Source organism: Nocardiopsis metallicus (assembly GCF_014201115.1).
GTDB classification, from domain to species: domain Bacteria; phylum Actinomycetota; class Actinomycetes; order Streptosporangiales; family Streptosporangiaceae; genus Nocardiopsis; species Nocardiopsis metallicus.
This window is the reverse complement of sequence record NZ_JACHDO010000001.1, coordinates 6686763-6710934: the sequence shown is the minus strand read 5'-3', so window position 1 is coordinate 6710934 and position 24172 is coordinate 6686763. Positions and strand designations below refer to the sequence as shown.

Below are 24172 nucleotides of genomic sequence, written 5' to 3'. Positions count from 1 at the left end.
GGGGACCTCGCTTTTCAACGATCTCTATCTCTGCTGATGGACCCACTTTTTCAGCTCGCCAGGATCGCACCGCAGAGACCTACCAATAACCACTAATGGAAGTCCGAGTTCTCGTCCTTCCATCCGAGTCCATCGCTCAGATTTACCCAGGTACAGCGCCACCTCCTTGAGCGTCATAAGTCGTTCCATGCTCCCATCATCCCGTTTCGCCAATCTCTCCTTTCCAGGAATATGAATACTACAGCGGACCAGATGCATCAGAACAGGCATTCGTGTAATTCTTAGATTGGACGAATCCCCGACGCTAACCCCACCAAGGCACAGCCACCCTGAAAGTCAAACAGGGAATCATCTCCTCTTCGGCGCCTGGTGGATTTCATCCAACCACGATCGAAAGCACTAAGCACTACCGAAATGGCCCGGCGCTTCGAAGCAGTGGTTCATCAGAATGCTTAGCGGAAGCCGCAAGAGGTTGCGGCTTCAGCTTCGTTTGTGGTTTCGCTGATTCTGCTCACCATCCTTGCCCCTCGTGGTCACACCCTGGCCCGAACTGGCCGCTCAAGGAGTACAAGGCGTTTCGCTGCCAGCTTGTGACAGCTGCCGCAGCATGCACGGCGTACAGATGCAACCTCTGGAGGGCACACACTGGTACAAGGCACCCCCCAAGAAGACCTGGGTGGCACTGACCGTGAACCGCTGTGGTTCATACGGAGCAGCCTTGGCGAGAGCTTGGACCACAGTGGTCCGCTGCCGTACCGGGGTGGTCCGCGATGGCCAGACCGTGAAAGACGACTCTACTGGGACTATATAATACTTAGTATTATATAGTCCCTATTGTCGTTCACCCCTTCCCACCCCTTCCTCACTCGAGGACCGCCGGGATGACATCGCGGCTGACCCTTCACTGTCCGCGATCGCTCGCTAACGCTAGGAGAACAATGGATCGTGTGGCCGTCGACCCGGACCTGTGGGCCCGCCTCATCACATGCGCCTCGGGATTGCCCCGGACCATCCAGGCTTCCCTCGACAAGCTCGCCCTGTTGATGTCGACCTCAGGCTCTGTACGCCACGCGCTGGCCCAGTTGATAGTCATCACCGCACGCTCACGCTCAACGATCAGCGATCACCTAGGATCCGCACAGGCCAGTGGGTGGCTCACCTGTGTCCAGCGTGGGGGTTACCGATCTGAGGGAGCCCAGCCCAGCACATATCAAGCCACAGTGCCCCTGCACGTCTGGGAGCGCCGTACCGAGATCCTGGCGGTGTTCACGGAGCAAAACCAGGACCAGGCCGAGCTTCCGGTGTTCCCCCTCGGAACTGTCATCGCAGGTCAAAGCTCTGGTGGAGTCTCGTCCAGGTTTTCCCCTGCGAAGATCAATCCATCACTCATCATTGAAAAATCAGTCGACAGCAAACCCTCGCAAGAACCTGAGGGCGGTGCTGAGGTTTCGGGTGGAGCTGACCCGGTGATCGCGGCCGTCATCGAAGAGCTGGCCGCACATACTGGCCGCATGGTCTCGCCCGCCTGGGCTGCCCGCTGTGTCAGCCAGATCATGCGTCACCGCACCGTGCGCCATCCCGTCGCCTACGTGGTCAAGTCCCTGCAGAACGCCGTTCAGGACGGCACGCTGGCCGAGCGCTTCATGCCCAGCGAACCTGAACGCACAGTGCGTGATGCTGGGAAGGGTCCTAACTCCTCACATGTCCCCGACATTCAGCTCAGCCCCAAGGCCGCAGAACTGCTCGGCGATGCCCCGTGGGATTCCCCTGGTTCGGAATCCCTGGACAGCCAAGCAGACCCTGACCTGCCCTGGGAGCCCACCCTCACACAGCAGACAGGAGCTTCCGCTGAGGCCCCGTCAGCAGAGGAAGAGGAAGTGGAGATCATGCGCCCTGAGGAGCTTTCGCAGGAGATCTACCGGCCGGGCGGTCGCGTCCTGGCTGGGCTGGGCCGTGCTGGCGCGTTGGAACTGGTCAAGCTACGGGAGCAATTCGCCCAGCGCCACAGCGCACACAAGCAAGGCACGAGAGACAGCGCTGGAGCACGTGTTCTCTCGCCATGCTCCTAAGCGATACCTATGCGCCCTGCTCTTGAGACGACGGGACGCATGGCCTCAACCCGTTGAATCGTGACAGTGAATCGGCTCCTGCAGCTTGACCACCGCCTTCTACTGCCGCTATCACCGCTAAGCCCCGGGGCCTTGCGGTGGGCTGACGTTAGCGGCGCAGAAGAAGTCGGTTGCTTGCGCGCTGGCTGCGGTGGGAGTGTAAAGGTAGGGGTGTAACTCCAAGGGGGTAGGAGTGCACCATGAGTGACAAGACGCAGGTCAAGGCCGATACTGGCAGGTCGGACGAAGAGTTCGTCCAGGAACTGAAGACCAAGGCCGAGGCCGAGGGCATCGAGCTGGTCGGCGAGAACGGGCTACTGGCCCGCCTGACCAAGACCGCCCTGGAGAACGTCCTGGCCGCCGAGATGGACACCCACCTGGGCTACGCCAAGCACGAACGCTCCACCGAGCCCGGCGGCAACACCCGCAACGGCACCCGGTCCAAGACCCTGACCACCGAGGCCGGACCCGTCGAGCTCGACGTGCCCCGCGACCGCGACGGCTCCTTCGAGCCCCAGATCGTCCGCAAGCGCCAGAGGCGGTTGAACGGGGTCAACGGCATCGTCCTCTCACTCTCAGCCCGCGGCCTGACCCACGGCGAGATCTGCGCCCACCTGGCCGAGGTCTACGACGCCAACGTGTCCAAGCAGACCATCTCCAACATCACCGAGGCGGCCATGGAGCGCATGGCCGAGTGGCAGAACCGGCCCCTGGACCAGGTCTACCCGGTGCTGTTCGTGGACGCCATCAACGTCAAGATCCGCGATGGCCAGGTCGCCAACCGGCCCATCTACGTCGTGCTCGGCGTCACGGCCGAGGGTGAGCGCGACATCCTCGGTCTGTGGGCCGGCGATGGGAACGAGGGCGCCAAGTACTGGGCGCACGTGTTCACCGAACTCAAGAACCGTGGTGTGGCCGACGTGCTCATGCTCGTGGCCGACGGGATCAAGGGCATGAGCGAGGCGGTGGAGTCGGTGTGGCCGCGCACGGTGGTGCAGACCTGCATCGTGCACCTGCTGCGCAACAGCTTCCGCTACGCCTCCCGGGCCGACTGGGAGAAGGTCGCCAAGGCGCTCAAGCCCGTCTACACCGCCGCCACCGAGGAGGCCGCTCTGGAGCGGTTCTCCGAGTTCTGCTCCGAGTGGGGGGACAAGTACCCGGCGATCGTGCGGTTGTGGGAGAACGCCTGGGCGGAGATGGTGCCGTTCCTGGCCTTCGATGTGGAGATCCGCAAGATCATCTGCACCACGAACGCGATCGAGTCGATCAACGCCCGGATCCGCCGCGCGGTCAAGGCTCGGGGGCACTTCCCCAACGAGCAGGCCGCGCTCAAGTGCGTCTACATGGCGTTGATGGCTCTGGATCCGAAGGGGACCGGGCGGGCCAAGTGGAGCGCGCGCTGGAAGAAGGCGCTGAACGCGTTCGATCTGACCTTTGATGGCCGGTTGACCGCGACACGCCGCTGACCAAGAACAACAGTTACACCCTTAACTTGACACACCCGCTGCGGTCGCCGTGGAAGTCTGGCGCGGCTTAGAGTCCTACCCAGGAGATGTCGGTCGGTCTGGGGTTGGAGAGCATGCCAAAGAGCGGAGTGTCGGGGTGGAAGCCTTCTGTGCTGAGGGCAGCGCGGGCCGCTCAAGACTGGAGTCTGACTGAGGTCGGTGAGCGCATCGGGATCGACCGCTCCCTCGTGGGCCGGTATGAGAAGGAGGGTGGTAGCGCGCCCTCTCCACAAGTTCTGAGGAAGCTGGCCGAAGTTTTCGGTGTCTCGCCTACCGAGTTCATCGACGATGCGGTCGGGCTGGTGAAGTACCGTGCCGTGCTGGGTCTGTCCCAAGGCGAGCTCGTGGACAAGCTGCAGGATCCGGACCTGACCATCCAGACGTACGGAAGATTGGAAAGCGGGCGTACCCGCAAGCTCCGGGCAGCCCAGGCGAAGACCTTAGCCGTGTTCTTCGGGGTCTCCGAGGATGAGGTGCGCGCCGCCCATGAGCGTAACGTGCAGCGCCGCCAGCAGGCTAAGGCGGACGAGGCCGCAGCCTCGGAGCGCACGACCTAGAGCCGAGGGCGTGGCCATCGGGCGGCTGGGAACATCGTGAGGGGCGTCAGATAGACAGCGACTCCGGCCACGGGTCCGGGTCGGTCTCCTCCTCAGTAAGGTCCACGCACCGGCAGAAGTGCATCTCCGCTTGGACCTCAACCGATCCGGTCGCTCCTTGGCGGTTCTTGGCCACCTGCATCGAGAGCCTCAGCCCGCTCCCGCCCCGGAAGGGCACCACTTTGTCCAGGCTGGTGAGGATGACCAGTTCGCTGTCTTGGGCCAGGGCGTAGCGGTGACCTAGCTGGCGCAGTCGTTCTGCCGCGGTGAATCCGCCGGTGTGCTCAGTGGGCGGGTCCAACTGGGCGACAGCCACCAACACGGTTGACTCACCGGCCACGATGTCGCGCAGGCCCGCTGAGAGCCTCGCGAAGCGTTCGGCCAAAGGTGCTCCGGGGATGCGGACCTGGTCGGTGTCGTCCACGACGATCAGCTCGTAGTCGTTTCGCTCAGCCTCATTCTTGATGTCTTCCAAGGTCCAGGTGCTTTGGTGACTCAGGTGCAGAGGCCACATGTCGATGGTCTGGCGCGCTTGGTCCAGGCGTTCCTGGTCTTGCTGGGTTAGGTCGTTGGTCCTGATCTGGGTGTTGCTGACTTCGGCTTCGGCGGCCAGCAGACGAACGCGGATACCGTCTTCGCTCTGGCTGCTGTGCAGGTAGAGGGTGCGGTGGCCGGCGGCTGCGGCATACCTGACCAGGTCCAGGGCGAAGGTGGTCTTGCCCTCTCCTGTGGGGCTGGCGATCGTGGTGATCGAGCCTTCTTCCAGGAAGGGCGTCATGGTGTGCAGGCAGGTGTAAGGGAGTCGTACTCGGCCCTCAGCGGGGAAGGTGTGCGGGGGTGCCGTGGGCACGGGGTTCCTCCAGGTGTTGGGGTGTGGGGAGCTGCGGTGGCACAGGTGTCTTCGAATGTACTTCGACCGGTGGGTTCTGCGGTCTCTTGCATCCCCTGTGACGGGCGCCCAGGTTAGGGGTGGGGGCGCAGAGCGAACGCCGTCAGGCCCTTGGTCTCGACTCCAGCTGCGGTGGCGTGGGCCCGAAGCAGGGTGCGGATGGCTTCGGAGGCCATGCGGTTGGTGGTGACGGTGCCTCCCCTGCGCACCCGGCGCAGGAGCCAGTTCTCCGGGTTCGGGGCGGGCTCTAGGGTGTGGTCCAGGTGGCCGCGGGGCGCGGGTCGTTCAGGGTTGCCCAGAGCCTGGCGTAGAGCGGCAGTGTCATCGTCGGCTAGGTCGAGGACCTGTCTCCACAGCACCAAAGCGCAAGGTAGGCAGGTGGTCCAGTCTGCTGCGGGTAGCGGATCGGTCAGGGTGAGCGGAGCTTGCCCTTCTCGATGGAGGATCGCTGTGTCGGCGTCGAGCAGCAGCTGGCCCGTGCGCAGTCCCAAAATCTCCTCGGGACCGTCTCCTGTGGCTCGGGTGAGCAGCATGATGAGGCGGTCGCGGCGATGGATGACCAGCTCAGGCCAGGTCTCTTCGCGCGTGTGGGCGAGGACGCGGGTGAGTTCTAGATCGGTGAGCCAGCGCGAGCCCCTGTATCGGGGGCGGGGCTTGGTCTGGCGTAGCCAGCGCAGAAGTTCGGGAATGGGGGGTTGGTTGGTGGGGGCCGGGTAGCCGTTGGCGGTGTGAGCGGTGGCGATGGTGGACGCCCACCGCTGCAGCGTGGCCTGGCTGGTCCCGCTGTTGTCGTGGGCATGTGCCAAGTACAGGGCCACATCCGTCGGGTGGGCGGGGAGAGGGGCGCGGTCGTTGCTGCGGCACCAAAGCGTCCAGCTCTTCCAGTCGGCGAGGTAGGCGCGTCGGGTTTGAGGGGCATAGTCGGCCAGGTGTTGGCGCAGCAACGCTGCCCCGGGGACGTCGGTCTCGTCCGGGTCGGCCTCCATGGTGTTGGGCATGCGCAAGGAGTCCAGCAACGGGCGAAGCCCGGACGGCAGTGCCGTCCGGGCTCGCTGGGATTGTGGTTGGGGCTGCGGGCCCACGGTGTACTCCTTTGCCTACCAGGGGTTGAGCGGGGCACGGGCGTTCCAGACACGCTCACCCGGGGTGGGGTGTGGCGCTCCTGTCAGATCGAACACGAAGCGCTCCAGCTCAAAGTTGACGAAGGGCCGGTTGGGGGCGAGTGCCTGGCAGATCTCGGTCAGGGCCGTGGTTGGATCGATGCCCAGCAGCCCAGAGTAGCGGGCGGCGACGGTAGGGGTGCGGCTGCGACCTGCGGCGCAGTGCAGCAGCACACGCTTGCCTTCCTGGCGCAGTCCATGTACGGCGCGAGCTGCCTGGTCGAGGGTGTAGTGGCCGTGAGCGTTGGCTCCGGGGCGGTCGATGAGCCAGATCTGTAGGTGGTCGGAAGCGGGAGTTTGGGCGAAGTCGGCGCTGCCGACACGGCACAGGGAGACGACTGCGTCTACATCCAGGGCAGCAGGGTCTTCATCGGCCAGAGCGAGGTTGCCCAGGATGACGCCATCGTCGTGAGGATGACTCACGCGATAAGGGGTGCGGGCGTCGGCGTTGCGGGGGTGGTGCTTGGCCAGAGGCCAACCGTGACGGTCGGGCAGGTTCTGATGGCTAATGCGCACACCGAGGCTGATCAGGTCGCGTGCGGTGATCTCGTGCCAACCATGGATGGCACGCTGCCAGTGCCAGGGCACGGCTGAGGCTCCCCAACGGGCACCGAGCAGAGCGCCAGCGATAGCGGCGACGGTGTCGGTGTCGTTGCCCGCGCGTACGGCGGCTTCCAGGGCGAGGCGCAGGTGGTCGGCGGCGAAGGTGCCGTTGGCGGGGTCGTCGACGGGTACAGGGGTGCGGGTGATGGCTGACCAGGCGGCTTGGAGTGCGGTGACGACGTAGCCGTTGTTGGGGAAGGTGTGCGGGTCTTCGGATTCGGCTTCGTCCAGACGGGTGTGCCACCAGTCCCGACGCTGCTCGGGAAGGAGTTCGACCCCCTTACGGACACCCTTGAAGTCGCCGTGGAGCACGGCATGGCGGATTCCTTCGCACCAGATGACGCAGGCGTCGCCTGCCTGGGGGTCGGCGTGGGTGAGTTCGCTGACCAGACGGGCGGCGTCGGCGGTCTCGTGGGCATCGTGCAGGTCGTAGAGGGCGACGGGGGCGGTGCGCATGAGAGAGCCGTTGCCAGCGCTGGGACGTCCCGTGTGCCATCGGCTGTGGGATGCGCGGAGCATGGCTGCGGCGACCCAGGGGGTGGCCACGTCGTACTGGGTGGCGTCCAGGACGGCGGCGGTTTGGGTTCCGATGTCGGTGGCCCCCATAGTGCGCCAGCTGAGGAAGGAGTCAGCGATTTCGTTGAGGATGTGGTGGTCCTGGATGGCGACGGCTTCGGTGTCGACGAGGGCTTGGGCGATGCACACGGCCATCTGGGTGTCGTCGGAGTACTCACCGGGGGCGTAGGGCCCCAGTCCGCCGCCGATCATCTGTGGGGTCTGGTCCTGGGTGAGGCGGGGTCGGAATTCGTAGGGGACGCCGAGGGCATCGCCGCAGGCGGCTGCGAGTAGGACGCCGGCGACCCGGTCGTCTTGGTGGGTGGCGCGGGTCCGTGTTAGGGCCATGGAGACTCCTTGGGTGTGGGTGGGGTGGTCAAGCCCCATCAAGTTAACACCGGATAATCACATTATCAAGTCTTAAAAATTGACCTGTCACATGCTGGGGCCTGGAGGGCTTGTTCTTGTTGAGCACGACCCGCTACAGGAGGCCCCGTTGAACAGTCAGCCCTCGAGCACACCCAACCCGCCCTTTGCCCTGCTCACCGTCTCCAGCCACCCGGACCGTTCCGAGCCTTTGGTCGGCCTGTCGTTCCACACTGGGGCCAGCAGCGACCAGGGCCACGGCCCTCAGGCCACGTGCCACTCCTACGAGGACCAGGACCAAGCTCCAATCCTGACCGTGAGCCAGGCCCGCTCCCACGCGACCATCACCCCCGCCGACCCGCATCAGGTCAGCGATGCCGACGTCCGCTTCGCCAAGGAACTGACCATGGCCACTCTGCAGTACTACGAGGGTGTCTACCGGGCCCGCCACAGCGAGCCCTCATCACTGGAGTTCTAGCCAGGGCCGGCAGTCCATGACCTGACTCTGACTCTCACCGACCCCAGAAACCTCCGGCATAGCCCCGCGGGACCCCTGTGGGCGAAGAACGCGGTGCGGCCCTGCGATCGATTGACGCAGGGCCGCACCTTTCGTGCGTTCACCGGGCGAAACGTCCTCTTGCCATGGGCCCGCTCCCCGACGACCCGGCCACCTCCGGCCTGGGGCTCCAGAGCCCAGACTCTTCCCACCTCGGGTGAGCCTGGAGCTCCGAGAGCACGCATGGGCCCGCCCGCCACGGAAGCCCTCACTCCTGTTGAGCACCACGATCCCTGGCATGTTCCGCCGAGCCGCCAAAGCCACCCGTGCTCCTGCCGCTCGCCCTCTTCTGGTAGCACCGGAAGCCCTCGCGGCCCGCGCTCTCAACTTTCGGTGATTCGGTGTCTTCGCAGGTGGAAACCTCTTCGGGGGGCACTTGGACGTGTCGTTCCACGCCCCCAACTTGCCAAGAAGGGGACTATAAAATACTTTGTATTTTATAAGCACGACATTGGCTGGAAAGGAGCCCGCTTTGCCTCAACCAGTGGAACAACACATCCTCACGATCGCTCAGCGCGTCGAGGACACCTGGAGATCCCGATTCTCCGGAGCACCGGTCGACCTGCCCGTGAGCGCCATCGCAGCTCTCACCCAGATTCGCGGCTCAGACCCCCGGGGTGCCCGGGACGCCTTTCTCGACCTTCCTGCCGACCAGGCCGCCTACGTGCTGCATCTTCTCTGGCACCGGTTCGCCAGCGCCCGCCCCGACCTGATCTACCGGGTGCTCCCGCTGGCGCGGTGGTCGTACGGCACCGCTGAACAAGCCCAGCAGGAGACCCTGGTCGCGGTAGCTCGCGCAGCCGTCAAGGCCGGGCTGTTCGACCTGACGATGAACGCGCAGGTACGCACCTCGGTGGATGTGTTCGGGCCGCTACTCATGGCGCTACGCCCCAAGAAGGCCTGCGAGCGCAACGGCCAGTTCTACACCCCTGCCGACGTCGCCGAACTTCTGGCACGTGGATCCGGTGTGCCTGAGCCAGGCGAATCGATCCATGAGAGTTCTGTCGGCACCGGCGGGCTCATCCTCGCCTTCGCCGAGCACATCCGTGCCCACGACATGGACCCGGCCGCCATGCACTGGGACCTGGTCGACATCGATCCTGTCGCGACTGCGTGTTTGGCCGTGAACGTCGACCTGTGGCGGCTGGGCCCGAACGTGCTCATCGGCTGCGGTGACGTTCTGGCCGACGACTGGCGCGACCGGGCCCTGTACGAGCGCGGTCTTGGCATTCAGATCCAGCGGTGGCAGCCGCTCCACCGCTTCATCAGCGCCCCCCATCGATATGCCTCAGCCGCATAGCCACGACCACCTTCCCTGCCCTTGCGCACCTAAGGAGCTGTATGAACGCATCCGACTTCGCTGACGCCATCGCCGACCAGTGGCACGATCTCTACGGGCCCAGCCGCCTGGAAGTACCCATGAGCGTGCTGGCCACCGCCATCTTGCGCCAACACCTGGTCATCTCGGACGAGGAAACCAGCGAACCGCACGATTTCCTGGTCGGGCAGCAGCGGGTGTGGGAGGCGGCCACGCAACGCTGGCCCTACCTTCACCACCGTTGGGAGTGCTTCACCCACTGGCCTACCTGGCCGGACCATCACCGCATCACCCATGCCGCGACCGTGTTCGCGCTACGCCTGCGCACAATGGGCGTGATCGAGCACCTGACCACGCTCACTCACGGACGCGACTTCCTGGGCGGAGTTCTCTACCGCCTGCGCGAGCCGATGGTGATCAGCTCCGTGGACCCCCTGGGCGCAACACGGACTGCACCGCTTCGACAGGACATGCCGGTACAGACCCTGACCCTGGACCCGGTCGGGACAGGGCACCGAGTCCTGGGGGTGCTGACCGCACTCGGCGCTCTGGGGATCAACCCCGCCACGGTGACGTGGCGCCTGCGTGAGATCGACGAGCTGTCCGCCGCCACGGCGTGCGTGAACCTCGCATCCTGGCAGGTGGCCGATCCCAACCGGGCGAACGTACTGGTCTCCACCAGCGAAGACGACGACTGGATTCAGGCCGAACAGGAAGCCCGGGCTGAAGCCCTGCGGGCCCTTCTCCCACCAGCGTTCGGGTTCTGATCTTTCCCCTTCACCGGGGCGCCCCCAGAGCGCCCCGCCCTCGCTTCCCTCTCGCTTCCGCTTCCCCTTTCCCCGTCGCCCTGTTGACTCGGAGGTCAGCCATGCCTGCTGCCTGGCGCACCACGCCCATGCCCGAACCCGTTCAAGCTCTGCCCCGCACCAGCACGGGCATGCCCGTCCCCTTCACGGTCTCCCGCGGACACGACCCTGAACGCATCGCCTACCGCCCCGAGACAGGGCTGACCGTGGTGTGTGACTGCGAGCCCCACAGCGAACCCCCGGTGTTCGGCTCGCAGTGCCCCGAGCGCCAGCGTCAGTGCGCCCGGGACCGGTTGTGCTCAGTGTGTGGTCAGCCCATCGGTGACCAGGAGTACTCGGCTTTCGGTGCTCTGCCCATGCCTGGCACGGACCTGTACCTGGAGCCAGGCGCACACACAGGGTGCCTGGCCTATGCCTTCCGCGCCTGCCCGGTGCTGGCCCGCGAGTGCGGTCCAGATCATCCGGTGGTACTGGCCAAGAGGGTGCACACCTATGAGATGCGCAGGTTCTACGCCCCAGATCAGGGCATGTTGGCCATCCACCGGCACGACGACCAGGGGGGCCACGACACCCCTTTGCATCTCTACGTGTCCCAGCCGCTTTCGGCCTGTGTGCTCAACCGTGACAGCTTCTTGGACCGCTTCCTGCCCACGGATTGACTCGCCCCGCCACACGCCTCTCCCGCGTTGTTGCCGTCCCAGGAGGTTCCTGTGCGCTTTGACGTGCCCAAACCCCGCTCCATCCAGCGCTTGCCCACCACCCGATCCGGCTACCCGGTCCCCGTCATCACTCCGCGCGGCGACATGAGCGAGACCTTCACGCTGGCCGAACTCCCCGACACGGGTTTGACCGTGGTGTGCCCTTGCCAGGACACCGGCCGCCCCCACAAGCTCGGCGCTATGTGTCATGACCTGCAACGACGCACCATGCGTCAGCACCGGTGCGGGGTGTGCGGCAAACACCTAGACCCCCGCACGGGTCTGGTCTTCATCCGCTCAACACCCCAGACCTGGGACTTCATCGAGCCACCCCTGCATCCGCGATGCATGGCCTACTCGGTTCAGGTCTGCCCCATGCTCGCCCGCCACGCCGAGCAGGCCGAGGTCCTGATCGCCCGCAGCATGCAGCTACGTGAACGCCGAGTCATGGCCTTCCCAGACGGCACCAGGGGCGTGTCCCAGTACTTCCCCCTGGACGCCCCCCAGGCCCGCTACGCCGGAGCTCTGGACTACCTCGTGGCTACTCCGGTGAAACCGGACATCTACCCCTGCCCGGCGTGGCTGGAACATCACGCACCGCCGCTCACCTGAACACCCACATATTCACGAAGAACGTGGTTGACATGGACACCACCGAACTGATTATTGCTTCTATTTCCGCACTGATCGTCTTCGGCATACTTATCTACCCTTCGGTGAAAATCACCGGCGCGCTCATTGAATGGCACCACCGCCTGCCTGCCCAGGAGAGGGCGAACCTGGTGGAGAACATCATTGTGGTGTTCTTCGCCGCCGTCACCAGCGGACTGATCATGCAGGGCCTGATCGGTTTCGCCCGGGCTGAAATGGGCTTGGGTGGCCCTTGGCCTTACCTGCTTTTCGCAGCGCTGGACGGGATGGCCGCGTTTTTCGCTTTCGTCTCCTACCGGTGGGCGAAGATGGGCGCCAGCGCCTTGGGGCCACGGGTGATGGTGCTGCTCATCGTGGCGGGATCGGCGTGGTTTCAGTGGTCGCACGCCGCCGCAGCAGGCCAAGGAGTCTCAGCCCGGGTGGCATGGTCACTGATGCCGGTCATTGCCGCCGCTCTGTGGGAGACGGTGCTGCGCCACCGCCGCAAGCAGTGGACCGACTCCCGCCAAGAAGCCCTGGCAGGACCACTGATTCCCGGAGCCCGGTGGTGGTGGGACCCCTGGGGGTCGCTGCGCATCGCCCGCCTGGCCGCCATGGGACACATCACCGACCCCACCGAGGCGCTGGACCTGTACGCGATGAAGATCGAGACCCAGCGCCGCCTCAGAGACGCCCTGGGCCTTGGGTGGCGGCGCAAGGTCCCGGCGGAGGTCTCGGTGCGGCTGCGCCAGGGCTTGCACATCCGTGAGGCCAAGGATCTGACCGATTCTTTCCTCGCGCAGATGGAGCGGGAAAACGGGACGGCCCCCGACGTTGACCCAGATGTTTTCTTCAGCGCCGTGCAGCACTACGTGAAGGCTGCACAGGCAAACATGGCGCCGTCCGAGCGCGGCCTTTGTGAACAGTTCGGCATCTCTACTAAGAAGCGCCGGTGGGCACAGAAGGTGATCGCCAGGGCAAAGGAGGCCCTTGATGATGAGCGGACTCCTCTTCCTGCGATCGAACATGTCTGACAAAAAGTTCCGATTCACTCAACAGGAGTACGTGTGGTTTTCACTCCCCCGGCACAAATGCGGCGCCTGCTCGACCCCGGGATACGCCACGAGTGGGATGTGGCCCTGACGCACGGCGCCACCCCTGACCACCAACCGATCATCGACCTGACGCTGACCTATGACGTCTTCGGTGTCCACACCCGCTGGGCCCACGCCCCGCACGGATTGGAATGGGTGGCCAGCGCCGTACGCCTGCCCAGGGCTGGGTGGACGCGCACCCGACTGACTCAGGCGGTACGGCTGGCCTCACAGCGTCCCTCGGTGCACCACCTGACCCAAGGACAGCAACGATGCGCGCTCTACCTGTGGGCTCATCGCGACGCCCTGCATCTGCTCGTGGCCGGCCCCGGGATGAGCCCGATCAGCGAAGTCCACACCGACCTCGACGCAGGCCACCAGGCCGTCGCCGACCACTTCACCAACCTGATCGCTCATGGGTGGCGCCCCGCCCCGCCCCCGCACCGGGTGCTGCCCGGTGACGCGCTCGACCTCAACAGGAGTTCTCACCATGGATGAAGCCCACGCTCTGGGATCTACCCTCGCCGCCGCTTGGCAGGAGGCCTACGGACCTTCTCTGATCGAGGTCCCCATGAGCATGGTCGCCAGCCTGGCCCTGTTCGACACCCCCACACCAGAGCGCGCCCCACAGCCCATGGTCGAAGTGGTGGAGCTGGAGAACCACGCCTTCCTGAGCGAGCTCTACACACGGTGGAACCTGGGCGCCTATACCTGGCCACGCCTGCACCATCTGTGGCTGCCCTGGTTCGAATGGGTCGGCGGCCTGCTCATGTCCCCCGACCAGTTGAACTCCGACCAGCGCATCATCGCTGCGGCCCGACACATCGGCGCTCTGGCTGCCCGGGAAGGGCTTGCCGACCTGGTTACGCACGTGCATGCCTCAGCCCAGTGCGATCTTCTCGGCCACCTGCTCAACGCACTGCACACACAGTTGCAGGAGGGGAGCTCCTGCCCGGAACCGACTCCGCTTCTGGTTCCGGCGGACAACGACATCGCGTTGGCTCAGCAGCTGCACCCGGGTGTGGTGGTCGAGGACCCTGCGGCGTGGTCCGGGACCCGGATCATGCACCTGGTCCGCGAACTGCGCCAGCGCGGAATCGACCCACGCACCATCACCTGGCGTCTGCGCGCAACCAACCCCGTCGCGGCAGCCACCCTGGCTACCTCGTGTGCGCTGTGGGGGCTGGGTGAGTCCGTCGTGATCGGCACCAGCCCCAACGACGCCACCTGGCTAGGCACCGCGGAGAAGGAAGTCCGTGCAGCACTGAACCGCCGCATCGGCCCGTGCTGATACCCCGCTCCTACCGGCCCCTACCCCGCAGAAAAGGACCCCGCCATGACCCCTCCCATGCCACCACAGCTCGCCCGCCTGCCCCGATCCGGCTCCGTACCAGTGCCGTGGACCGTGCAGTGGAGTAGCGGGACTGAGCACGTTGTCCAACGCGATAGCGGACCTGTGCTCGTGTGCACCTGCAAAGCTGGCAAAGGCCGCCCCTACTTCGGCACTCCGTGTGTGAACCACCAACGCCGGGCGATGCAAGAGCGCCGCTGCACCATCTGCGGCACCCATGTCGGTTCGGAGCAGGCGTGCACCTGGCCACTCGCCGACACCGGCACTCGGTACTACTTCGAGGCGCCCGCCCATTCGGAGTGTTTGGCCTTTGCGCTTCGGTCCTGCCCCAAGCTGGCCTCGATCGCTCACCGTTCCTACGTCGTCGAAGCCCGTGACTACACCGTCTGGGAACGCCGAGCCATCGGTACAAGCCCAGAAGGGCTCGTCTTCGAAATGACCCCTTTGGGAGAGCCTCCCTCGGGTGTGGTCGAGCTCTTCGCCCTTACCCCCATCGACCCCCAATTCACCCCGGCCACCCAGTGGTTGGCCGACCATGCCCGGGCTCCTCACTGACCGCCACTACGTCCTGAGGGGAGGAGGAAGCCATCGTGAACCTGTACTTCGTGCACGTCGCAGGCACGGGCCCCGAGTCCGGCCGCGTCCATGAGTTCCTGGCCCTGCCCTGCGATGAACAGGAGCGGCCTGGTGTGGGGGTGGTGGTGGAGATGGGTGTGTTCGCCGCCCGTCAGATCCTCGACCAGCAGATCGGGGCGATCCGCTGGCACCAGGACCAAGGGGTCGTCAGCGGGATCTACGTGGCCCCGCGGATGCGCCGACAGCGCGTGGCGACCGCTTTATGGAGGACCGCCTGCAACCTGTACACCATGAGCACCGGCGGGCGTGCTCTACGCATTTCAGGCCGTCGCACGGTGTTGGGTGATCTGTTGGCCAGGAGGGTGTGCGATCCACCGCCGCCTTTGGGTGAACTCGTCTTGCCGATGACGCCGCGATCGGAAATCGATGGTGCCGAACAGCGCCAGCTGGCGCCCGACGACGTTGAGGAGGCGGTGCGTCACTACCGCTACCTCGGCGTGTCCGCTCAGATGTTGCGTGCCTACTGCGCCCCCACCGCCGATCAGGCCTGGATACAGCACTCCAGTGCCAGGCGTGGCCAAAGCTGAGCTGCCTGAGTGTGCTTCATCTCGAAGGTGCAGGCCATAGTCCTGCCCCTTCAGCATGAAAAAGGTTCAAGGAGTCACCATCGCCAGCAAGAGCGTCACCACCAAAATCGCCGGCCCCAGGGGAAATATTCGTTTTCGTGTTCCACTGATTAGCATCACGGCCACAGTCGAAACTATGAAGACAAGGAAGGTAACGAACGCCGCTGGTAGGACAGCGATAGGTCCTGCTGCCCACCCGATGTAGAGACCTGTCAGGCCGGAAAGACGGACGTCACCGTAACCGATGCCTCTTGGATTGATGCGCCAGAGCAGCCAGTACAGAGCCACTGAGCACAGCATGGCTACCAATGCTTGGGCCCCATGGCGCCCAGCCTCTCCCCAGGCGATTTCCCCGGTCTCTGCTCGATGCGTAAGCAGGATCGCCGTGGTGAGCAGGAACAGCGCCCCGGGGTAGGCGCGAACGATGACCGGGGTGGGAAGCCGCAGAACGCGGATGTCGATTGCGGTCAAGGGTACGGCCAACATGATGAACCACAAGAGCGCTGGAAGATCGTGGAGGCGGTCCTGCAGAAGGCAAGCAACTCCCGCCACGACGAAGGCGCCCGCCATGGTCCACACCAGGACAGGTGGCGCCCGAAAAGATGCTCCGCAGTGAGCACAGGTGAGAGGGGTTGGCAAGGGGGCGAACTTGGCCAAGCGCGCGCTCTTGTTGCACCGTGGGCAGCAGGCTGGACGCACACCGTTTCCTGGGCCTGGGCGGCGCTCTGGCCTACTACCAGGCGCGGGGCCGACGGTCACGGATGTTTCCAGGTTCGGTATCTGAGCGAAGAGAGGCGCCAGGGCCCCACTCCAGCGACCTATGGTCGCGCCGAGCAACCCGAGCAGGCACAAGAGGCCCCAGATTGGAACGCCCCCGAGGAGGGGCTCTGAACTGGGCATATAAGGAAAATACCGGCCCGGGGGACCACATTTACCTGCCTGATGAACGGCCCTCCGGCCTGTCACCGGTCGCCCCTTCACGTGCTTCGCTCAGGTTCGCTGTGCGCTGGCCGTTTGGCTGCCCCAGGCGTACCTACGGTGGGGGTGCACCTTCGCCGACAGGCCCGAACGTGGGAGCGTTCAGCCAGTCAAGTCCTGTGCGTCCGTGGAGCAATTCACGAGACAGGCCCTCGCGCGGCGGTCACGTCCCCTGGAGTGGTGTAACTTTCGCGTGGCCGTGTCCCTGCAGGTCATCGTGGTAGTTGGTCGAGGTCGGGCGGCCGCCGCGTGCTGGTGGTCCGCTGATCGGGGTGGAGGAGCCGCCGAAGGTTGTGGGACGCCTACCCAGCGGACACCAACAACGCTTATCTGAGAGGAGGGGGCGGGAAAAATTACACCACTCGGTGAGACACCATCACCTTGCGGTGCGCACGATCCGCAGCACCGGAACGCCGCCGCGTATGGACAGCTCTTCGCGCTCGGCCAGGGCCGCCGATCGCGCGGTGATCGGCCATCCTCAACCGGAAGGAACCCAGCCCATGGCGACCCTGACTATGTTCGATGGGACCAAGCTGGCTGCTGCGGCCGAGGCCAGCACTTTCGGAGCGAGGGGGAGGTGTTCAGTCGGTTACCGCAGGGGCCGGAACGTGTACAGGAATCCGCCAGCGATGCACGGCCACCTTCGCGGCGCTCTTGAACTGCTCCCGTGCTGGCGCGCCCCAGCCGAGTAGGCGCTCAGCCTCGGGCAGGGAACACCGGTGTCGGACGTGCACACGGCCGTTGTCCGGGTCGGGGGCGCGCTCTCCTACCTCGACTAGACGGGCGGCCATCCGAAGTTGGGCGCGCTGTGGTGGTCCGCCATCCTCGCCCACGCTCTGATAGCCCAGGTACACGGTGTCTTCGAAGCGGACCTGGACTTCCTCCCACACCTCCCGCACCAGTGTGGCGACGGGATCCTGATCAATCTCGGGTTCAGGTGTCCCACCGGGAGCGTTCCACATACCCGCGTCTTGGAGGATCACCACCCGTCCCTGGGCGTCGAAGACATATCCGTAGACCTGGGTGATGGGCAGGTCGGTTGGGGAATGCTGGTCGCCGTGCCAGAGGTAGTCAAAGCCCATTCCCCCAACTTAGAGGCCTGAGTGTTCCTGGGTGGTCTGATCACACAGGTCCGTCGTAGTCCGTGGGCTGGCAGGGTTCGGGGCCCACCCACCGTCATCAGATGGACTTGCCCGTTCCGCGCCACCTCGAAGTTAAAGACTGAAATCAGGCTGATCTGCTTTCAGTCTCTTGGATAGTGTTCGCCGCATGGACACCCATGCCGAGGCCACCCAATCGTAAGCATTCAGAAGGCGTTGGGGACTGCGGAGGGTAGATGGCCTTAGCTGGTCAGGCGGAGGCGGGGATGGGCGGCATCCACAACTGTCCGGTGAACGCCCGGCGCAGCGCTTCGAACGCGCTCACCCCGTGCTTGCGGGCCGAGTCGATGTAGGAACGCACCCCGAGCCAGGCCGCCGCCCCCTGACGGGACTGGTGGCAACCGGAGATCTTCACCTGGGTCTTGAGGGGTCTGAGCGCTCTTTCGGCGAGGTTGTTGGTGAAGGGCACCAGGTGGGGCCGGTCGGAGAAGCCCAACACCTGCTCGGCCCGCTCCCGCAGACGCTCGAGCAGGTTGCGGGCCGGTGATTGCTTCCTTCCTTGGGCCCGGGGATGGCAGGACAGCCCGACCGCGATGCCGTGGTGGAACAACTCCCCTTGGGCCAGGAGCACCCCGGCGGGGATGTGCTCGGCCTGGCCGCAGCGCACACGCCCCGCCTCGCGGGCCAAGGTGGCCAGCGCGGACCGGATCTGACGGTGCCAGTGCTGGCCGGGGTGGTCCTGTTCGGCAGCGGTGAGCTCGCGGATCAGGTGCGCCCCGCACAGCTGGTGGGCGCACGTGTAACCCGAGTACAAGGCCAAGGAGTCGTGCACCAGGGTGCCGGTAAAGCCCGGCAGTACCCCCAACGTGTTCGCCCCGGCTCGTGAACGCGGAGCTAGACCCAGCAGGGTCAGGTGCTCGTTGCAGGCCACATGCAACCAGCACCGTTGGTCCTTGATGCGGGTGGTGGTCTCATCGGCGTGCAGCACGTGGGCCAGGGTGAGCAACGCCCGGATCAGGTTGAGGCTGTCGCTGACCAGAGCATGGGCCTCGCCCAGTAGATGCGACACCCATCCGGTGGAGACCTTCGCGCCGGTCAGGTCGTTGATGAGCTGTGCGGTGCGCTCCACCGGGATGTGCTGGAACACGAGCAGGTAGACGGCCAGGGTGCGCAGGTGGGGGCCGTAGGAGGAAGGGGAGGCGGCCAGTTCCTGGGGCATCGCTGCTTGGGTGATGCTTCCGCACTGGCACGCGCAGGTGTGGGCGCGGTGCTCACTCACCTGCACCGTGACCAGGGGGATGTCGCGGACCTGACGGCGCTGGTAGCCAATGGAGGAGGCCGGGTCCAGCTCGGCGTGGCACCCGGTGCAGGTGGCGGGCAGATGGTCGTGGACCTGGTCGGGGTTTTCGACCATAGGCAGTCCGAAGCCTTCAGCGCCTGGTTGGCGTCCGCGTTTGCGGGCGCTCTTCTTGGCGGGTGCGCGTTCGGGCTTGTCGAACAGGTCCGAGGAGGGTGGCAGGGAGGAGTTGCCGGAGTTGCGTCCCAGGCGGCGTTCGAGCTGCGCGACCCGGGTGGTCAGACGCGCGTTGTCGGCTCGGAGCTGTTCGTTCTCGGCCTTGAGGCGGGTGATCTCTTCGGTCTGCTGGGCCAGGTGCTGGCGCAGGGCGGTGTTTTGTTCGTGGAGCACACCGATCAGCGCGAGCAGGTCCTCACGCGAGGCGGTCTCCAGTCCCGACGGCATGGTGGACATCGTGCCTGGTCCAGTGTCGCCCTGTCAGGCGAACCCAGCAACTGAATGCTTACACCCAATCCGACTTCGACAACATCCAGCTCGACCTTGACAACTATCTCGGCGCGAGACGCGCGTTGATCGACACGATGACGCGCAAGTTCCGCTCCGGCGCCTCTGCTATGGAGGTCTGGCGCCTGGTGGCGACGGCGTTCGGCCGTGACCAGGTCAAGCAGTACCTGGCCTCGGTCGCCTTGCATGATGCAGCGCGGAAGGCTTTGGCGAAGGCTGGGCTCGGCTCCAGCGTCGATGTGTCCTTGACCGGGATCGACGCGCCGCGCGAGGCCCGTGTGATCATCGCCGCCGACCCCGAGGAAACCCCCGATTATGGTGCTCTGCCCAGCAGGGTCCGGGCCGCGCTTCGTGACTTCCACATCACCCTGGACCTGCCACAGGGTGAGCACGGCGAGGTCACCGACGACCTGGTCGACGAAAAGTTTCTCGATGGTGAGCCCATTCGCCTGGTCAGGCTGAAACCGCTGACCTGAGGGCCCGCCGCCATCTACAGCCGCGCCAAGCGCCGTGCCGACTCTGTCTACTCCTGATGGTGTTCACCAGCTACTGAGCAGGTGGTGGACGTGGGCGCGGGCGTAGGGGGCCAGGCGGGCATGCAGGTCATCACGCGGTGCGGCCTGGACGATCTCGGCGCAGATGATCAGCTGGGCCAGATGGCCGGCCTCGGTGTCCAGCTCCTCAGCGAAGACCTCGCGGACCTGGGCTGCTGTGTCTGGTTCGGGTAGCGCGTAGGCGTGCAGGACCGCGGCGTCGTATCCGGCCGGGGCTGAGGCCCACCCTTCCCAGTCCAGCAGGACCAGGGGGCCCTGGGTGAGGTTGGCCCAATGCAGGTCTCCGTGAGCTGCTTCCCAGGTGCGTACGGTCAGGTCCAGGCCCGCCTCAGCGACTTCGGGAAGATGGGTGGGCACTCGTGTGAGGAACCCGGGGGTGTGGCTGCGCCGCCCGTGGGGCGGGTCCACCTGTTGAAGGTCGTGCAGCACCGTGCGCAGATCCATCCACCAGGTGAGGGAGAGGGCGGGCGGCTCGCGCAGGTCCGGTGTCGGGGACACCGGGGAGGCGTCCAGGCGGGAGAACACCAACGCCTGGAACACCGTCGGGGCGGTGCCCCAGGTGTGTGCGGCCAGCAGTCGGGGGCGGGGGATGTGCGGCGGCAGGAGTTCCTCGGCGAGCCGGTTGCCCTCCCACAGCCGCCCGCCCGGCTTGGTGGCGGACTCCACCCGCAGCCATGCCGGGGAGCCGTCGGGGCGGGTGACCGGTCCGCTCAGGGTTCGGCCGCCCACTCCGCGATGTCGTTCGCCCGCCGGCGGGGCGGTCAGGTCCAGGGCGTCGACCGCGTGTCCCCATGCGTGGTCCAGGTCAGGCGCCCGGGGCAAGGGTGTGCTCATGCGTCCGGGTCCGCGTCCCAGTCCAACTGTGGGCTCTGGGGTTGATCCCACAGGGCGAGAAGGCGGGTGTGCCGCATCGGGATCATTTCCGGTGCATCGGGCAGAGCGGGGTTGGCGATGAACCGGGGGCCGGGGCCGTGTCGGTGTTCGCGGTCCCACCTGCGAACGTGCTCGACCAGACGACGGATGAGTTCGGTGGCGTTGGGGCCGTGGCCGCGAGCGAGGAACTCCCACCGGTCGGGGTCGGTCGCTGCTTGGGGCAGCACCAGGTAGGCCAGATCGGTGCCGTCCCAGATCGCCGGACTCTGGTGCACGCCCATGGTGGCGTGGCCCAGGGCCTGGGCGTCACCGGACAGGGTGGCGAAGCCGGGCAGGGTGGTGGCCAGCCACAGCTGCAGGCCACCGAAGTACTCAGCCCGTCCGATCCGCACCCCGGTGCACTGCTCATGGGCGGGCTCAGCGAACACTTCAGGCAGCCGGTCGGGAGCGGGAACGGGGTCGGCATCGGTGGTCAGCGCCACCTGGTCTGTGAGCGGCACGGTGGTGGGCGCCGGCGCGCCCAGTCCTTGCATCGGCACGAACCCGGCGTGGTCGCCGGTCTCCCCTACCAGCAGGCCTTGCCCGTGGTGGGTGAAGGCGTAGACGCGCTGGAACCCCCGCACACCCAGGGGCAGGACCAAGCGTCCTCCCTCGACGAGCTGTTCAGTCCAGGCCGACGGCAGGTCGGTGGCGGCGACCGTGACGATGATCCGATCGTAGGGGGCACCGGCGGGGTAGCCGTGTTCGGCGTCGCCAAGCACCACCTCTACCCGGTCGGCGTAGGTGGTCTGGGCCAGGTGGGTACGAGCCCGGCCTGTGACCCCGGGGTCGATGTCGACCGAGGTCACCCGCCCCTCGGGGCCAACGACTTCAGCGATCAGGGCCGCGTTGTAACCGCCGCTGCCGATCTCCAGCACGCGCATCCCCGGTTGGATCTCGGCGCGCTCCAACATCAGGGTCTGGATCCAGGTGGCGGAGACCGAACTGGTGGCCTGACCGTCGTCGTCGAACTTGGTCCGCAGCACCGCCTTCGCGTCGTAGACCTCCTCCAACGGAAAGTCAGGGGCGAAGAGGTGACGCGGTACCGCGCGCACGGCCTCGGCCACCGGTTGCGAGCGCAGCGCATTGACGGCCCACAGCCGCTCGATCATCCGCTCACGCAGGGCGTCGATGTGGTCGGTGCTGTGGGCGGGGGTGGTCTTGGAGGTGGTCACATCGGCAGGTTAGCCGGGCAGGGTGTGGCAGGTGGCGTTTTCGACCGCGTCAGCGCCCGGATCCGGTCCGAAATGGGGTCGGTGCTGGGTGCAGACCTGGCGGCAGCAACGGCCCGGGCCCGCTCGGGGGCGGTCTCAGCGAAGAGCCAACACGGGCTTGGCTGGTTTGAGACCATGAGGGCACCGCGCTTCCACACGAGAGGTCACCCATGTCGTCCCTGCTCCGCGTCGCTGTACCCAACAAGGGGTCCTTGAACGCCAAGGCGGTCGCGTTGCTGCATGCGGCCGGGTACCAGCAGCGCACCGACTCCAAGGAGCTCGTGGTCACCGACCACGAGAACGGCATCGAGTTCTTCTACCTGCGCCCCCGCGACATCGCCACCTACGTCGGTTCCGGGCAGCTGGACATGGGCATCACCGGCCGCGATCTCCTCATCGACTCCACGGCCCCAGCCGAGGAGATTCTCGCCCTGGGGTTCGCCCGCTCCACCTTCCACTTCGCGGGCCACCCCGAAACCGCTCAGAGCGTGCACGACCTGGACGGTAAGACCATCGCGACCTCCTACCCCGCGGTAGTCGCCAAGCACCTGGCCGACCACGGGGTCGAAGCGGGTGGCATCGTTCGTCTGGACGGTGCGGTGGAAACCGCTCTGCGTCTGGGGGTGGCAGAGGTGATCGCGGACGTGGTGGAAACCGGTGCGACTCTGGCTCACCTGGGGCTGCGCATCATCGGTGAGCCCATCATGCGTTCAGAAGCCATCGTCATCCAGGGGCAGTCCGACCCCAGTACCGACGCCTCGCAACGGTTCCTGCGGCGTCTGAGCGGCGTTTTGGTGGCTCGTGACTACGTGCTGCTCGACTACGACATCGAGGTCGCCAACCTGGACCGGGCTGTGGCGGTCAGCTCCGGCAAGGAGGGCCCCACCATCTCACCGCTCCACCGGGAGGGCTGGTCGGCTGTACGGGTCATGGTGCCTGCCGCGCGAGCGCACACGATCATGGACCAGTTGGAGCAGGCGGGGGCTCGGGCCATCTTGGTCACCAAGATCCAAGCGTGCCGGGGATAGCCCCGGCACGCGGGGTGATAGTGACGTTGCTGATGATGCCCGCCCAAGGGCTGCGCAAGGTTCGGGCTTCTTCATCGGCGGCCAACGATCTGATCCCTGCTTCGGATCGCCCAGCGCGCTTCCTTCTTGTAGTTCACCGGACCAGGTCCACACCGCACCGAAGGACCACGTGATGGCTAACTCTGCTCATCGGCTCAGCTGGGGTGAGCTGCCCGACCACCTCACCACCGCGTTCTCCGACGTGTTCGGCGCACCCGTGGTCGACGAACAGCGCCAGGTCGGGGGGTTCAGCCCGGGGCTGGCGTCTCGCTTAGGTCTGGCGGACGGGCGAAGGGTGTTCGCCAAGGCGATCCACTCCGGTCGCGATTCGCATGCTCCGGGCCTGTACCGGCGCGAGATCCAGGTCAACCAGACGCTTCCCCTCCAGGCGCCCGCACCCCGGTTACGCTGGTCTTTCGACGACGGTGACTGGGTGATGCTCGTCTTCGACGACGTCACCGGGCACACCCCAGCTCAGCCCTGGCAGCACCACGAGCTGGAGCGGGTCGTGGCCACGCTCACTGGCATGGCCGATGCTCTCACTCCGGCCCCCGTCGGCACGGTGCCAGCCTCCGAGGACCTGGCCGTTGCCTACTCCTCATGGCGGCGGCTGAGCGCCGGTGAAAGCGCAGCCCGCGTTGAGGCACTCCCGACCTGGGCCAGGGAGAACCTGGGGCTGCTCACCGACCTGGAGAAGGATTGGGCAACTGCGGCCGCTGGCGACACACTCGCCCACACCGACCTGCGCGCGGACAACATGCTCATCACCCGTGAGCGGGTGGTGCTCGTGGACTGGCCCTACGCCGTAGCCGCAGCGCCGTGGCTAGACCTGCTAATGCTGCTACCGTCCGTGGCCGTTTCCAGCCCTCAGGTCAACCCCGAGCAAGTATGGCGCCATTACCTCCACGCCTGTGGAGTGGAGGAAGGTGCTGTCAACGCAGTGCTCGCCGCACTCGCCGGGGATTACCTCACCCAGTGCCAGCGACCGGCACCGCCCAACATCCCCGCTCTGCGCGCCCACCAGCACGCCAAAGGAGAAGCAGTTCTTCAGTGGCTGCGGGCAAGGCTGAAAGTGCAACTATAGAATTCCTCAACTTTCATGAGAAAAT

General features: G+C 65.8%; 24 protein-coding genes. 16 read left to right on the top strand and 8 right to left on the bottom strand.

The window, feature by feature from the left end; all coding sequences use genetic code 11:
* The first annotated feature begins 1220 nt into the window (after positions 1 to 1220).
* From HNR07_RS29580 to HNR07_RS29570, 3 genes are all read left to right on the top strand, one after another.
* The gene (locus HNR07_RS29580) at positions 1221 to 2069 is read left to right on the top strand and encodes a hypothetical protein (protein ID WP_184369007.1); all 849 of its coding nucleotides are present in this window, start codon (positions 1221 to 1223) and stop codon (positions 2067 to 2069) included.
* Between the two features lie 239 nt (positions 2070 to 2308).
* The gene (locus HNR07_RS29575; protein WP_184363271.1) at positions 2309 to 3574 is read left to right on the top strand and encodes an IS256 family transposase; all 1266 of its coding nucleotides are present in this window, start codon (positions 2309 to 2311) and stop codon (positions 3572 to 3574) included.
* A gap of 86 nt (positions 3575 to 3660) precedes the next feature.
* Positions 3661 to 4170 (top strand): helix-turn-helix domain-containing protein, encoded by a 510-nt coding sequence (locus HNR07_RS29570; protein ID WP_246420576.1) that lies wholly within the window; start codon positions 3661 to 3663, stop codon positions 4168 to 4170.
* Between the two features lie 46 nt (positions 4171 to 4216).
* On the opposite strand, the gene HNR07_RS29565 is transcribed toward HNR07_RS29570, so the two are convergent.
* From HNR07_RS29565 to HNR07_RS29555, 3 genes are all read right to left on the bottom strand, one after another.
* A complete protein-coding gene (locus HNR07_RS29565; RefSeq protein WP_312894018.1) occupies positions 4217 to 5059 on the bottom strand; it encodes a DnaB-like helicase C-terminal domain-containing protein in 843 nt (280 codons plus the stop codon).
* A gap of 113 nt (positions 5060 to 5172) precedes the next feature.
* The gene (locus HNR07_RS29560) at positions 5173 to 6096 is read right to left on the bottom strand and encodes a site-specific integrase (RefSeq protein ID WP_246420575.1); all 924 of its coding nucleotides are present in this window, start codon (positions 6094 to 6096) and stop codon (positions 5173 to 5175) included.
* A gap of 99 nt (positions 6097 to 6195) precedes the next feature.
* Positions 6196 to 7764 (bottom strand): ADP-ribosylglycohydrolase family protein, encoded by a 1569-nt coding sequence (locus HNR07_RS29555; protein WP_184369001.1) that lies wholly within the window; start codon positions 7762 to 7764, stop codon positions 6196 to 6198.
* Between the two features lie 148 nt (positions 7765 to 7912).
* On the opposite strand from HNR07_RS29555, the gene HNR07_RS29550 reads away from it, so the two are divergent.
* The 10 genes from HNR07_RS29550 (at position 7913) to HNR07_RS29510 (ending at position 15398) form a co-directional block, all read left to right on the top strand.
* On the top strand, positions 7913 to 8260 hold the full coding sequence (locus tag HNR07_RS29550) for a hypothetical protein (RefSeq protein ID WP_246420574.1): 348 nt from the start codon (positions 7913 to 7915) through the stop codon (positions 8258 to 8260).
* A 550-nt stretch (positions 8261 to 8810) separates the two neighbouring features.
* Positions 8811 to 9638, top strand: a complete 828-nt coding sequence (locus tag HNR07_RS29545; RefSeq protein WP_184368998.1) for an N-6 DNA methylase — start codon at positions 8811 to 8813, stop codon at positions 9636 to 9638.
* 41 nt (positions 9639 to 9679) lie between these two features.
* Positions 9680 to 10423 (top strand): hypothetical protein, encoded by a 744-nt coding sequence (locus HNR07_RS29540; protein WP_184368995.1) that lies wholly within the window; start codon positions 9680 to 9682, stop codon positions 10421 to 10423.
* 101 nt (positions 10424 to 10524) lie between these two features.
* Positions 10525 to 11121: a hypothetical protein gene (locus tag HNR07_RS29535; RefSeq protein ID WP_184368992.1), complete on the top strand. Its 597-nt coding sequence runs from the start codon at positions 10525 to 10527 to the stop codon at positions 11119 to 11121.
* A gap of 51 nt (positions 11122 to 11172) precedes the next feature.
* Positions 11173 to 11772 carry a hypothetical protein gene (locus HNR07_RS29530; protein ID WP_312894017.1) on the top strand — a complete coding sequence of 200 codons (600 nt, stop codon included), beginning with the start codon at positions 11173 to 11175 and terminating at the stop codon, positions 11770 to 11772.
* Positions 11773 to 11804: 32 nt separating this feature from the next.
* Positions 11805 to 12824 (top strand): DUF2637 domain-containing protein, encoded by a 1020-nt coding sequence (locus HNR07_RS29525; RefSeq protein ID WP_184368989.1) that lies wholly within the window; start codon positions 11805 to 11807, stop codon positions 12822 to 12824.
* Positions 12825 to 12857: 33 nt separating this feature from the next.
* Positions 12858 to 13382, top strand: coding sequence for a hypothetical protein (locus HNR07_RS29520; RefSeq protein ID WP_312894016.1), 525 nt, complete (start codon positions 12858 to 12860; stop codon positions 13380 to 13382).
* The gene (locus tag HNR07_RS29515; RefSeq protein WP_184368986.1) at positions 13375 to 14175 is read left to right on the top strand and encodes a hypothetical protein; all 801 of its coding nucleotides are present in this window, start codon (positions 13375 to 13377) and stop codon (positions 14173 to 14175) included. The genes HNR07_RS29520 and HNR07_RS29515 overlap by 8 nt, the downstream gene beginning before the upstream one ends.
* Positions 14176 to 14397: 222 nt before the next feature.
* Entirely contained in the window at positions 14398 to 14790 is a 393-nt protein-coding gene (locus tag HNR07_RS34510; RefSeq protein ID WP_246420571.1) for a hypothetical protein, read from the top strand.
* 35 nt (positions 14791 to 14825) lie between these two features.
* Positions 14826 to 15398, top strand: coding sequence for a GNAT family N-acetyltransferase (locus HNR07_RS29510; RefSeq protein WP_184368983.1), 573 nt, complete (start codon positions 14826 to 14828; stop codon positions 15396 to 15398).
* A 66-nt stretch (positions 15399 to 15464) separates the two neighbouring features.
* On the opposite strand, the gene HNR07_RS29505 is transcribed toward HNR07_RS29510, so the two are convergent.
* From HNR07_RS29505 to tnpC, 3 genes are all read right to left on the bottom strand, one after another.
* Complete coding sequence (locus tag HNR07_RS29505) at positions 15465 to 16007, bottom strand: A24 family peptidase (RefSeq protein ID WP_184368980.1); 543 nt, start codon at positions 16005 to 16007, stop codon at positions 15465 to 15467.
* A 989-nt stretch (positions 16008 to 16996) separates the two neighbouring features.
* A complete protein-coding gene (locus tag HNR07_RS29500; RefSeq protein ID WP_184368977.1) occupies positions 16997 to 17497 on the bottom strand; it encodes an NUDIX hydrolase in 501 nt (166 codons plus the stop codon).
* 268 nt (positions 17498 to 17765) lie between these two features.
* Complete coding sequence (tnpC, locus tag HNR07_RS29495; protein ID WP_221318653.1) at positions 17766 to 19265, bottom strand: IS66 family transposase; 1500 nt, start codon at positions 19263 to 19265, stop codon at positions 17766 to 17768.
* Between the two features lie 116 nt (positions 19266 to 19381).
* Between tnpC and HNR07_RS29490 the strand changes: the two genes are divergently transcribed.
* Entirely contained in the window at positions 19382 to 19792 is a 411-nt protein-coding gene (locus tag HNR07_RS29490) for a hypothetical protein (protein ID WP_184368974.1), read from the top strand.
* 63 nt (positions 19793 to 19855) lie between these two features.
* Here the strand turns inward: HNR07_RS29490 and HNR07_RS35305 are convergent, their stop codons facing one another.
* Both HNR07_RS35305 and fxlM read right to left on the bottom strand, forming a co-directional pair.
* Entirely contained in the window at positions 19856 to 20704 is an 849-nt protein-coding gene (locus HNR07_RS35305) for a phosphotransferase (RefSeq protein ID WP_246420569.1), read from the bottom strand.
* A complete protein-coding gene (gene fxlM, locus HNR07_RS29480) occupies positions 20701 to 21957 on the bottom strand; it encodes a methyltransferase, FxLD system (protein WP_312894015.1) in 1257 nt (418 codons plus the stop codon). Before fxlM ends, HNR07_RS35305 begins: the two co-directional genes overlap by 4 nt.
* Before the next feature lie 209 nt (positions 21958 to 22166).
* On the opposite strand from fxlM, the gene hisG reads away from it, so the two are divergent.
* Positions 22167 to 23024 carry an ATP phosphoribosyltransferase gene (gene hisG / locus HNR07_RS29475; protein ID WP_221318975.1) on the top strand — a complete coding sequence of 286 codons (858 nt, stop codon included), beginning with the start codon at positions 22167 to 22169 and terminating at the stop codon, positions 23022 to 23024.
* A 172-nt stretch (positions 23025 to 23196) separates the two neighbouring features.
* Positions 23197 to 24147, top strand: coding sequence for a phosphotransferase family protein (locus HNR07_RS29470; protein WP_184368971.1), 951 nt, complete (start codon positions 23197 to 23199; stop codon positions 24145 to 24147).
* The last annotated feature ends 25 nt before the right edge of the window (positions 24148 to 24172 follow it).